The organism is Spirosoma foliorum, from assembly GCF_014117325.1.
GTDB lineage: Bacteria > Bacteroidota > Bacteroidia > Cytophagales > Spirosomataceae > Spirosoma > Spirosoma foliorum.
On record NZ_CP059732.1, the window covers coordinates 6,091,616 to 6,104,177 of the forward strand.

Below are 12,562 nucleotides of genomic sequence, written 5' to 3' on the forward strand. Positions count from 1 at the left end.
AAGTTTGACTTTATGCAGCGGTACGGTTTATTACTTTTTATAATACCGCTGAATACTTTCCGTTAGGACCTGATATACCTCAGATACACGCGGCTGATTGCTAAGATAGGCTAAATGGGCGTCAATCGTTGTCAGATCATTCCGTCGGGCCGGGCCGGTTTGCACATCGGCTGGATTTCGGGCCGCCAATCCTTTTCGGAATGTTTCGGCAATAATTGGCCGGAGTAAATCGAATTCTAACCCCTCCTGCGTTGTCAGGTCATGGGCTAGTGCTATCAGGTGATTGGTGAAATTACACGCTAGCACAGCGCCAATATGTAGGGTTCGCCGTTCTTCGGAGGTTATTAAATAGACGATATCACTAATCTCCTGCCCTAGCTGAACCAATATTTCTTCCGTTGTCGGATCAGAAGCTTCTATACACAGCGGAATTTCGTCAAAGGCTAAAAAGGGCTGACCCTTGGTGAAAGTTTGCAACGCATAGAAAACACCTGTTTGAACGGGCACATCGCTATAAATGCTCAGCCAATGTGCTAATGAATGAAGCGACTGCCCGCCAGACGTATGGACAACTATCGCATTTTCGGGAAGCACCAGACGTGAACAGACCTCTTCAAGTGCCTGATCGGACACTGCCAGAACAAACAGTCGGGAAGGACTGTCGGCAAAATTTAATTCAGAATGCGTACGAGCATCGTACAAATTACTGACTAATTGGCGGGAGTGTTGAAGCTGACGACTGTACACTTCATTAATGTGGTGCCCTGCATTCTCCAGCGCTGGCGCTAAGTGCCAGGCGAGATTTCCGGCACCGATAAACGAAATTTCCATAGCCAAGTATAAAACATTTTACTTGAATCGTTACCCATAAAATAAAGTATGACTTCTTATTTAGTGGCGACTCGTATTATCTAATTCGCTGAAAATATGGCCCGGTAATTGTAGAACGGCTTCCAGTAAGGTCGCTTGGCGTCCTATCTATAAGGAAATGAACTATTATTTATTCGTATGAAGATGATTTAATGTGTATTTTTATCCCCTACTTATACTAAAATGAAAGAAAAGAGCCTTATAAAAAATCTATTGCTGTATTAGACGAATGGCCTAATTTTGGCCGTTTGATAGAAGAAAGTATCCTCGCTCCTTAATTCTGAACCCGAAAGTACCCCCGATGGTGAACCACTACTTTGTTCACAGTTCTGTTGCCAGTCACGTTATTATTCCCGTTAGCAGACTTTTGTTCATTCCGAACGGGTGGCTCATAGTGGGATGTTGGCTGCTATTAGGGCTGGGTATCAGCTTCGGCCAGAACCAGCCAGCACCCGCCAAGAAAGGTGCTGCCGGACGACGTCAACAAGCTGCTGCCGATTCTGCACGAGCCAACGCACGTCGGCGAGCTATTATGCGAGCCGACTCGGCTAAACAGGCCATTCAAGATCGAAACGATAGTATTCGAGCGTTACGAAGTGCAAATCGGCGACCAACCGTAAACTGGCCTGACCGACGAGCTACGCGTTTCTCGGAACGACCGTCAAAGTCGCCCTTTATTCTTCGCGATCCCAAAGGCGTTTCGACCGATTTCCGGCTGGACCCCGAGGGGCGTATTGGCGTTACCGAACGCGTTCGAACAGGCGTTTCCTTATCAGGCGCTCCTACGCCCAACTCAGTGCAGGGCCAAACGAGTGCGCCTACAGCGGGCACAAGTGCCCCCGCGGCTACGAGCCCGATATTGCCTCCCTCACAATTTGGCTTGCCCTACCGACCAGCCGAAACAATTCCGTATTCGACCTATAATCAGCTTCAGAATCAGCGTGTAGAACAAAGCGTTTGGCGCGAATATGGGGCTAAACGCGATGGGCAGAGTGCACTAAGTGGTCGTGGTTTGGTTCCAAAACTCGAATTACCCCCCGTTATTGACCGACTTTTTGGGGGTAGTCAGGTCGATTTTAAGCCTAATGGATTTGTAACGCTCGATTTTGGGTATCTCTATCAGTTTAATGACAACCCGGCTTATCCGATTCGGCAGCGTCGTAGCGGGAACTTTCTCTTCAACGAGCAGATCAGTATTAACTTCAATGGTAAAATTGGGGAGAAACTAGGCGTACTCGCCAACTTCGATACCAAAGCCAGTTTTAATTTTGAGAATGCGCTGAAACTTAACTACAAGCCAGGTGGCGGATTACCTGCTTTTGGTACAGGCCAGGGGTTACCCGGCTTACCGAAAGCCCCCACGTTACCAGGAGCGCCTACGCTACCGGGTATGAGCGCACCCGGAGCACCGGCATTCACTCCTCAGAACGAGAGTATTTTGCAGGGACTCGAAGTCGGTAATATTAGTTGGGCGGTCAACAGCCAGTTGATTCCGGGTGTACAGAATCTATTTGGGATTAAAACACAGCTGCGTTTCGGACGGTTGAACGCTACCTTGGTGGCTTCTCAGCAGCGATCCCGCAAGAGTGAAATTGTACTTCGTGGTGGTACATCGAACCGACCGTTTGAGATCCGGGCAGATAGTTACGACGAAAACCAGCACTTTTTCCTGTCGCAATTTTTCCGGGCTAACTACGAAGCCTCGCTGAAAACAATGCCACAGGTAACGTCGGGCGTGAACATAACGCGGATTGAGGTGTACGTGACGAACCGAACCAATACCACCGAATCGCTTCGGAATATTGCCGGTTTTCAGGATTTGGGCGAAGGAAACCCCTATAATCTGGCGAATCCGAACTTGTCGCCTAATACAAAAAATAATCTGACGCCTACAGCCAATGCCTCTAACGGTCTTTTTAGCAAACTAACCGCGAATCCAACAAGTGGATTTCGGCAGGTAGATCAGACGAATGATCAGTTGACGACCTCTTTTCAATTGACGAAGGGGAGTGATTTTGACTTGCTTCGGGGTGCCAAACGCCTGACCGATCGGGAGTACCGGCTTCAGGCCGATCTGGGTTATATTTCGCTCGTAACTCCCCTGCGGAACGACGAAATTCTGGCCGTTGCCTACGAGTACACCTATCAGGGTCGTCGCTACAAAGTGGGCGAATTGACCGAAGATTACCAGGCTCGTAAAGGAGACGAGGTGATTGTGCTGAAGTTGTTGAAATCGTCCACGATACGCAACAACCTTCAGTTACCGATGTGGAACCTGATGATGAAGAACATCTACGGACTGAACTCATCGCAGATCACCCGGCAGGGCTTCCAACTACGGGTCATTTATAAAGATGACCTGACGGGTATGGATAACCCTAACCTGCAGGAGGGACGCCGGACACAGAACCGCCCACTGGTGCAATTGTTTGGCATGGACCGGCTTAATCAGCAGCTAGACGCCCAGCCCGATGGTAATTTCGATTACGTTGAGAGTTACACCATCGATAGCCGGTATGGAAAAATCATATTCCCGGTTCTGGAGCCTTTCGGGGCGTATCTGGAGAAACAATTCGATGCTGACGAAGACAATTTAAAGGCGAAATATGTCTTTGGTGAGCTATACCGGGGAACCCAGGCTGATGCAAAACAGATTGCTGCCAAAGATAAATTTTACCTGAAAGGCTCGTTCCAATCGGGCAACGGGGCCGAGGTGCAACTGCCATACGGCGTTAATGAACAGTCGGTTACGGTAACAGCGGGTGGTGTGCCACTGGTAGCTGGCTCGGATTACGTACTAGAGGCCCAGATTGGTAAGCTGCGCATCATCAACGAAAGTGTAACCAATTCGGGCCGTGAGATTCGGATTAGCTACGAACAACCCGATCTGTTCCAGAACCAGATTCGAACACTTATTGGTACACACCTGGATTATGTTGTTAATAAGGACGTTAGCATTGGCTTAACCGCCATGCACATGAAAGAGACCCCCGCCGGTTTCCTGACTCGTGTAGCGCTGGGTAACGAACCTGTCAATAACACGATTCTGGGTATCAACGCCAATATTCGCAAAGATGCGCCTGGTCTTACGCGGTTACTAGACGCCTTGCCAGGCGTACAAACCAAAGAAATGTCGACGGTTCAGTTCAATGGTGAAGTCGCGCAACTCTTTCCAGGTACAAACCAGAAGGCCAGAAACGAAAGTTACCTGGATGATTTTGAAGCGGCTCGAACAATTTTTGACCTGACGCGTCAACCCACACGCTGGCGGCTTGGCTCTACACCACAACAGTTTCCACAAGGGTCGTTTGCCGATCCGCTACCGTTTGCTTATAACCGTGCCCGGGTTTCGGTCTATACGGTCGATCCCAGTATTTTTGGTTCAACGGGTTTGCTGGGTGTATCGTCGAACATTGATGTTGAGGATGCAAACAAGCACATGTATGAACGACCTTTCTTACCACAGGAATTATTTCCAGGGCGGTCGGCAAGGCCAGTGCAGTTGCCCGAAAACATTCTGGACGTAGCGTATTTCCCGTCAGAACGGGGCATGTATAACTACAACCCAAATCTGGATGCAAATGGGCTCCTGCCAAACCCTACTCAGAACTTTGGTGCGGTAACTCGGGCTATTGCCTCAGACATTGATTTCGACAATGCCAACGTGGAGAACATCACATTCTGGCTGATGGACCCATTTGTGAAAGGAGATGCCGGGGATATTCGGTATGGACCCGGTGCCAATCAGGTTTTAAAAGGAGGCACTCGCAAAAGTGGGGGGAAATTAGTATTTAACCTGGGCGACGTTTCGGAAGATGTAGTGAAGGATAGTCGTTACGAATTCGAAAATGGTTTCCCACTCGATTCTGCCATAAGCACGCGGAATCCTGGTACCGAAACAACAGCCTGGGGAAAGGCTCCAACCCGGCAATTCGTGACGAATGCTTTCCAGAGTGGTTCACGGGCGCAACAGGATATTGGTCTTGATGGTTTAAGTAGCCAGCCAAACATTCCGAGTGGCGTTACTGCTGAAAAGGATTTCTTCAAGAATTACCTAAATGCCATCCGCCCGAAAATTAGTGCCGATGCATATAACGAGATTGAAGGGGACCCTTCGGGCGATGACTTTAAATTCTATCTGGGCGATGATGCCGATCAGCAGAAGTACATTATTGCCCGGTATAAGAAATACATGGGCATGGAGAATAACTCGCCCGAAAATACCAGCGCGAATCAGTATCTGACACCTGCATCGACAACCTTGCCCGATATTGAAGATTTAAATATCGACAATACCATCAACGATAACGAAGCGTATTACGAGTACGAAATGGACTTGCAGCCTGATAAACTGGAAGTTGGTCAGACGAAATATATTGTCGATAAAGTAACCGTCAGTACACCAGGAGGGCCGGTAAACTGGTATCAATTCCGGATTCCGGTGCGGGAACCTCTACGAAAAGTAGGCGACATCAACGGGTATAAGTCGATCCGGTTTATGCGGATGTACCTAACTGGTTTTGCAGATCCTGTTGTGCTTCGGTTTGCCGAGTTGCAAATGGAGGCCAACCAGTATCGTAAATACACGGGCGATCTGACGCAGCATGGCTTGCAGGAAGTGCCTGAACCTTACGATGCAAACTTTACGGTATCGACGGTTAACATTGAAGAAAACAGCAGCACCCAAACCACCACGGCGGGAGGAGACAAATATCAGTATACAGTGCCGCCGGGCTATGTTCGGGACCGCGACTATACCCAACCCAACATCGTTGAACTAAACGAGCAGTCGATGCGGTTGAGCGTAACGGGTTTACGAGATGGTGATTCGCGGGGGGCATTTAAGAATACGAATTACAATCTGTTGTTCCGGGAGCGGCTCAAAATGTTTGTGCACATGCACAACAATGAAACGGAAAGTGGTAAAGTGTCTGCTTTTGTTCGGCTTGGTACCGATTATACAGACAACTATTACGAAATTGAAATTCCTGGCCTGATCGCCACGCCAGCTGGTAATCAGGCGCCAGAGGTAGTCTGGCCCGACGGCAATGCGTTGGATATAGCGCTTAACGAACTGATTACTCTCAAGGCGAACCGGAACCGGGAATTTGGCCGCAAAACGTCGCTGCCGTTTACACAGCCATCGGCTGATAAACACTACCTGCTTACGGTGGTGGGTAACCCAGATTTGAGCTCAGTGCAGTCGATCATGATTGGGATGCGAAACCCTAAAATGCTTGGTGATGGAGAACAGCCTAAGACCTTTACCATCTGGGTCGATGAGTTGCGGGCAAGCGGTTATGACCAACATGCAGGGGTGGCTGCCGTTGGTGCATTGAACATGAAACTCGCCGATCTGGGTACACTTACGGCATCAGGCCGAATTACGACCTTTGGGTTCGGTGGCGTGCAGACGCGTATTGGCGAACGAGCCCTCGAAACAACGACTGAGTTTGGCGTCTCGTCGGCACTCGCAATCGATAAATTTTTGCCAGCCAGTTGGGGCATGAAAATTCCGCTTTACGTCAATTACGACCATCGGAATGTTGACCCTCATTTCGACCCGCTCGACCCCGATACGCCACTCCAAACCTCGTTGTCGACCAAACCGGAGTCCGAGCGCGACAGTTATCGTCAGTTGGTCCAGGATAATACGACACGCCGAGGCTACAATTTCTCGAATGTGAGGAAGGTAAAAACCGCCCCAAATTCAAAATCTCACTTCTGGGATTTCGAAAACTTTGCGTTTACCTATGCCTTCAATGATATGAAGCGCACGAACATTCTGACGCAGGAATACCTACAACGGCAGAATCGGGGCGGTATTTCCTATACGTATAGCGCACAGCCCAAACCGTTTGAACCGTTCCGGAATGTGGCTTCGTTTGAGGCTCCGTATCTGCGCTGGCTCAAAGATTTTAACCTGACGCTGTTGCCGTCGCTGGTCTCGATTCGAACCGATATGGACCGGAGTTTCATTAAAACCCAACTCCGATCATCTGACCTGACCACGAACGGGATTCTGCCGCAATTCGAGAAATATTTCCTGTTCAATCGCTATTATGATCTGACCTGGAATCTGACGCGCAGCCTGATTTTGACCTATCACGCCCAGGCCAATGCAATTATCGACGAACCGGCAGGTGATATCAATACGCAAGCCAAACGCGACTCGATTATCAACAGCATCAAGCATTTGGGTCGGATGAAAAACTTCGTTCAGGACATTAAGGCCACCTATCGACTGCCGCTAGACAAGATTCCGCTACTCGACTGGATTGCCGCTGATGCCAGCTATGCAGTAGGCTATCAGTTCCAGGCCAACTCCTTCGGTATTGTCGATTCGCTTGGGGTACCGTTTGGTAACATCCTACGTAACAACCGCGAACGGGGTATTACAGGCCGGGTCGATTTAATTCGATTGTACAATAAAATTCGCTACCTGCGCTTCGCCAATACACCCGCGCCAATACGGAAAAACTTTGCCCGTAACCCTGGTGATATTGAAGATATTGTGCGCGGAGAAAGTAAAATCCTGAAAAACTTTACACGCGCCTTATTGACCGTGCGCGGGATTAACTTTTCCTACAACTTGCAGGAATCTACGATTTTGCCCGGCTTCCTGCCAACTCCGAAATTTTTTGGCCTAAGTGCCGAAAACGCACCAGGTTTGGGCTTCGTGTTGGGAAGCCAGGACCATAGCATTGCCTATAAAGCTGCCCAGAAAGGCTGGTTATCGCCCAGTACGGTTCAGAATACAGCCTTCCAGCAAAATATTACCAAGAAGTTTACGGCTAGTACAACGCTGGAGCCATTTAAAGACTTCCGAATGCAGATCAACTGGCGACTCGATCGAACCGACGCTTATCAGGAATACTATCGACCCGGCTCGCAGGGTGGCCCATTTGAAACCCAGACGCCCGTGCGAAGTGGCCAGTTTAGCATGTCTTTCTGGTCGTTCCGAACGGCGTTTAAAGGGTTGCGCTCCGACAATAGTTCGGTTTTATTTGATAGTCTTGAGCAATATCGATCCTATTTTGCTGGCGTATTGAATAAAAAAGCAGGCGAGGCAAATCGGGCGGGAACCTATGATGTCAATTCGCAAGACGTACTGATTCCTTCATTCTTTGCCGCGTATAGTGGGCAGAAAAAAGAGAAAGCGAAGTTCTCGCCGTTCTATAATTTCCCATTACCGAACTGGCAGATCGCTTATAACGGTATGTCGGGGCTAGGATTTATTCGAAAGAAATTCTCCTCATTTACGTTAAATCATAGTTATTCATCGACTTACAGCGTCGGTAACTTCATTTCGAATCTGGATTATACAGCCGCTTACGTAAACCTGGCGGTACAGGACTTTGGTCCAAGGGTAGATCAGGTGACGAATCAGTTAGGGCAATTTGTGCCTATTGTGGCGATGAGTACCATTACGATGTCGGAGAAATTTGCGCCTTTAATTGGTGTCCAGTTCCAGACGAAGAATCGTATTAGTGGACAATTGGCCTTCAATCAGAGTCGGGATGTGGCGCTAAGTTTGTCGAATGCCCAGGTTGCTGAGCTAAGCAATAAGGACATAACGGCCTCTATGGGCTTTACGCGACAGAACTTCCGGATTCCATTCCGGATCAATGGAGCGTATAAGAAACTCAAAAACGACCTAACGTTCTCCTGTGCGTTGACATTCCGGGATACCCGAACTATTCAGCGAAAATTAGATGCTGAGCAGATTGTGACCGCTGGTAATGTCAACTTCCAGTTGCGTCCGCAGATTAGCTATATTGTTAGCAAGCGTCTGAATTTCAACCTCTACTTCGACCGCACGTTCAACGACCCACTCGTTTCGAACTCGTTCAAGCGAGCGACTACCGCTGGTGGTGTACAGGTGAAATTTAATCTGGCAGAGTAGAAGGCTCGTCAGAACGAGGGTTTACAGAACTCAAGTCAGTTCGTTAATTGTTTATACTTCTGAGAATCGCTACGTTTGTATACTAAATAGTAAAAACCATGGAAAAGCAGAAAGAAGTTAAAGCTATCCGAGCGGAGGATTTAACGCCCGAACAACGGGAAAAATGGCTGGCTTTTTATCGGAAGGCAATGCAGCGCAAACGCGAAACACAAGCCGAAATGCGCGAGTATGCAAAGACGGAAGAATACAAAGAATCGATGAAACGATTAAAAGAAAGAAATGCAGAACGAGGAACACCGTTCATATGATTTTGATTTTGCCGGAGGATTTGATAACCGATACAATTTTAAAACCGTTAATGAGATTTCTTATAGCGTTCGATTTAAACCTGGAGCGGACTATGTATTACCCGGAGAATACTGGCGGGATAACTTTTATGAGCTAGTTGTTGAAGTTGCATCTGCTCCTGACCCTACTCATATTCCTGCAGATCGTGCCATTTTTCCAACGATTGTAGCCCATCATTTCTGATTTTTTCACCGTTCACGAACGGGTTATTCTGTATATCTGCGATGACTCTGACTCTCGCGAATTAGCTCGCAAGCGTAAATTTGATAACTGGTTTAACCGAAGCAGGAATCATCCGTTTGAGAAATATGACCTTCCGTCAGTAATTAGTGGGCCTGAGCAATACTTTGCGTCAATATTTTTTCGATACGACAACCCCTTCCGTCACGCTATCATTGCCGCTTTTGAGGACTTAGCAAACGGCGAGAAATAATTCCTTTTCTGACAATCAATCAATCAGGAAACAGGCCAATCTTTTTGCGTAAATACGCTCTGACCTGTTCAATTTCTGCAGCGGCTTCGTCTATTTTCTGGAGTTGGGCTTCCAGAATGGCTCGTTTTTCTAAGTTCGTCAGTTTGCCCGCTCGCCAGTCGACGAACTTTTCCTGTATATCCTTGAGTGTGAAGCCCATTGCTTTAATAAACTTAATTTGCAGCAATCCCGCTACGTGCGATTCGTCGTATTGGCGATGTCCCCGTCGGCTATGGCGATTGCCTTGTAGTAAATTCAACTTCTCGTAAAATCGGATGGTGTCGGGCGTTACCCCTGTTCGATTGGCTAGTTCACCGATGTGCATTTCGTAAAAAAATGAGCGTTGTGGGAATTCTGGAGTTAACTCCAATTTGTTCGCTATACGAATATGAAACCATTCTCAACAATGACAAAAACAATTTTCATCACTGGTGCGTCCAGTGGTCTTGGCAAAGCTGCTGCGATTCTGTTTGCGAACAAGGGCTGGAACGTGATTGCCACGATGCGCAATCCCGAAAATGAAACGGAACTTACCCAAATCTCTGCCATTAAGCTCCTGCCGCTCGACGTCACAAACCTCGAACAGATACAATCTACTGTGCAGCAAGTGATTGACTCAAGTGAGGTAGATGTAGTATTCAACAATGCTGGCTACGGTTTGGTTGGCCCTTTAGAAGGCACAACCGACGTGCAGATTGTGAAACAGCTGGAAACAAATCTGCTGGGTGTCATTCGGGTTACGCAGGCATTTATCCCACATTTCAGAGCAAAACAAGCCGGTTTGTTTATTAGCACTACGTCAATTGGCGGTTTAGTGGCCTTCCCATTCAACTCGGTATATCATGCTACCAAATGGGCCTTGGAAGGATGGAGTGAAAGCATGTCGTTCGAGCTATCCAAGTTTGGTATTGGTATCAAAACAGTTTCTCCGGGCGGTATCACAACTGATTTTTCAGGTCGTTCCATTGTGCGAACATCGCACGAGGCTTACACGGATCAACTAAATAAAGTAGTTGCCGCCTTTAGTGATCCGGCTCGCCGTGCCAATTACTCAACTGCCGAAAAAATAGCTGAAGTTGTGTATGAAGCGGCTACGGATGGCAAAAATCAATTGCGGTACGTGGCTGGTGCAGATGCCAAAGCATTATATGCGCAACGCTTACAAGTGGGCGACGAAGTATTCAGGAAAGCCGTTGATGATCGGTTTTTTAATGAGTAAAGCCGTACAGGCTACTGCCTTATCTATTCGTTGCATCACAATTTAGTAACCTTGATACCGGGCGTCTCGATCAACAATCGGCCTAGTATCCCGGTTGACTTAACAAACCCCAATAAACGAACGTATGAAATACAACCATCTCGGAAATACCGGCGTATTAGTTTCCGAAATCTGCCTGGGTACCATGACCTTCGGAGGGAATGGCTATTGGAAAGCAATGGGCGAGCTTCAGCAGAATGCCGTCAACGATATTGTAAAAGCCGCACTGGATAGTGGCATTAATTTCATTGATACCGCCAACGTTTACTCCTTCGGCGAATCGGAACGATTGCTGGGGCAGTCGTTGAAAACGCTTGGGGTGTCGCGCGATGAACTGGTGATTGCCACGAAAGTTCGTGGACGTATGGGCGAAGGCAAGAACCAAGTTGGCCTAGGTCGTCTGCAAATCATGCAGCAGATTGAAGGTAGTCTGAAACGCCTTCAGGTTGATCATGTCGACCTGTATCAGATTCACGGATTTGACCCAATAACACCGCTTGAAGAAACCATGCGGGGACTGGAAGATGTGGTCAGAAGTGGTAAAGTGCGCTACATTGGCTGCTCAAATCTGGCCGCCTGGCAAGTGATGAAAGCCAATGGCATTGCGGAGAAAAACGGTTGGACAAAGTTTGTGTCGACCCAGAATTATTATTCCATCGCTGGTCGTGATCTCGAAAATGAAATCGTGCCAATGGTACAGGATCAGCAGATGGCTATTTTACCCTGGAGTCCATTGGCGGGTGGTTTCTTATCTGGAAAATATACCCGTGAAAACAAACCCGAAGGCGATTCGCGTCGATTGGCGTTCGACTTTCCCCCTGTCAATCAGGAGCGTGCTTACGACATTATTGAGGTAATGCAAACCATTGCTGAAGCACACGGCGTTTCGGTCGCCCGGATTGCGTTGGCTTGGGTATTGGCCAAACCTGGTGTGACAAGCGTTATTATTGGCGCCAAAAACACCGACCAGCTTGCCGATAATATTAAAGCAGTAGAAGTAAGCCTGACCAGCGAGCAACTTGAGCAGCTCGATCAGGTCAGTTCAACCACGAAGCCCTATCCACAATGGATGATTCAACGACAGAGTAGTGATCGGCTTGGGGCTTATAATTTCTCACCCAATCAATCGACAGTGGCAAAGTAATGCAGTCGGGAAGCCGTTTATAACTAAAGTGCGGCTTCCCAACCGTATTACCGTTTGCAAATACGGCATCATCTGCCGTATTTTGCGGGTATAAATTAAGACTCCTTTACAATGAATTTTCCCGCAGAGCTAAGTTATACGGAGGATCACGAGTGGATTCGAATCGAAGATGATGGTACCGCCGTAATTGGCATTACTGAATTCGCACAAAATGAATTGGGCGATATTATTTTCATTGACGTTAATACGGTCGGTCAATCACTCGGAAAAGGGGATGTTTTTGGTGCTGTTGAAGCTGTAAAAACGGTATCGGACCTATTTTTACCAGTCGAAGGCGAAGTTCTCGAACTGAATCCTGCCATTGAAAAAAGCCCCGAACTGTTGAATAGTGATCCATATGGTGAAGGGTGGATTATTCGCCTGAAACCTGTCGATGCCGGAGCAAAAGATGGTTTACTATCTGCCGATGCCTACCGGGAGTTGATAGGTGCCTAATTCGCTGAATAGATTAATTGGAGGCTCCGAAAGGGGCCTTTTTTTCGATAATTACTTCATATGCAGCCC

Annotated in this window: 9 protein-coding genes; 7 read left to right on the forward strand and 2 right to left on the reverse strand. The window is 47.8% G+C overall.

Annotated features, from left to right (window positions below; all coding sequences use genetic code 11):
• Positions 1–30 precede the first annotated feature (30 nt).
• Positions 31–831: a Rossmann-like and DUF2520 domain-containing protein gene (locus tag H3H32_RS25715; protein ID WP_182458618.1), complete on the reverse strand. Its 801-nt coding sequence runs from the start codon at positions 829–831 to the stop codon at positions 31–33.
• Between the two features lie 340 nt (positions 832–1,171).
• On the opposite strand from H3H32_RS25715, the gene sov reads away from it, so the two are divergent.
• The 4 genes from sov to H3H32_RS38315 all read left to right on the forward strand — a co-directional run bounded on the left by sov (position 1,172) and on the right by H3H32_RS38315 (position 9,557).
• Positions 1,172–8,776, forward strand: a complete 7,605-nt coding sequence (gene sov, locus H3H32_RS25720) for a T9SS outer membrane translocon Sov/SprA (protein WP_182458619.1) — start codon at positions 1,172–1,174, stop codon at positions 8,774–8,776.
• Positions 8,777–8,874: 98 nt separating this feature from the next.
• Positions 8,875–9,084, forward strand: a complete 210-nt coding sequence (locus H3H32_RS25725) for a hypothetical protein (RefSeq protein WP_182458620.1) — start codon at positions 8,875–8,877, stop codon at positions 9,082–9,084.
• On the forward strand, positions 9,056–9,307 hold the full coding sequence (locus tag H3H32_RS25730) for a hypothetical protein (protein ID WP_182458621.1): 252 nt from the start codon (positions 9,056–9,058) through the stop codon (positions 9,305–9,307). Before H3H32_RS25725 ends, H3H32_RS25730 begins: the two co-directional genes overlap by 29 nt.
• A gap of 34 nt (positions 9,308–9,341) precedes the next feature.
• Entirely contained in the window at positions 9,342–9,557 is a 216-nt protein-coding gene (locus H3H32_RS38315; RefSeq protein ID WP_374191854.1) for a DUF6169 family protein, read from the forward strand.
• A 19-nt stretch (positions 9,558–9,576) separates the two neighbouring features.
• On the opposite strand, the gene H3H32_RS25735 is transcribed toward H3H32_RS38315, so the two are convergent.
• A complete protein-coding gene (locus H3H32_RS25735; protein ID WP_240543492.1) occupies positions 9,577–9,966 on the reverse strand; it encodes a MerR family transcriptional regulator in 390 nt (129 codons plus the stop codon).
• Between the two features lie 36 nt (positions 9,967–10,002).
• Here H3H32_RS25735 and H3H32_RS25740 point away from each other — a divergent pair, with 36 nt between their 5' ends.
• The 3 genes from H3H32_RS25740 (at position 10,003) to gcvH (ending at position 12,493) form a co-directional block, all read left to right on the forward strand.
• The gene (locus H3H32_RS25740; protein ID WP_182458622.1) at positions 10,003–10,815 is read left to right on the forward strand and encodes an SDR family oxidoreductase; all 813 of its coding nucleotides are present in this window, start codon (positions 10,003–10,005) and stop codon (positions 10,813–10,815) included.
• A 124-nt stretch (positions 10,816–10,939) separates the two neighbouring features.
• A complete protein-coding gene (locus H3H32_RS25745; RefSeq protein ID WP_182458623.1) occupies positions 10,940–11,998 on the forward strand; it encodes an aldo/keto reductase in 1,059 nt (352 codons plus the stop codon).
• Between the two features lie 111 nt (positions 11,999–12,109).
• Complete coding sequence (gene gcvH, locus H3H32_RS25750) at positions 12,110–12,493, forward strand: glycine cleavage system protein GcvH (RefSeq protein WP_182458624.1); 384 nt, start codon at positions 12,110–12,112, stop codon at positions 12,491–12,493.
• Positions 12,494–12,562: the final 69 nt, after the last annotated feature.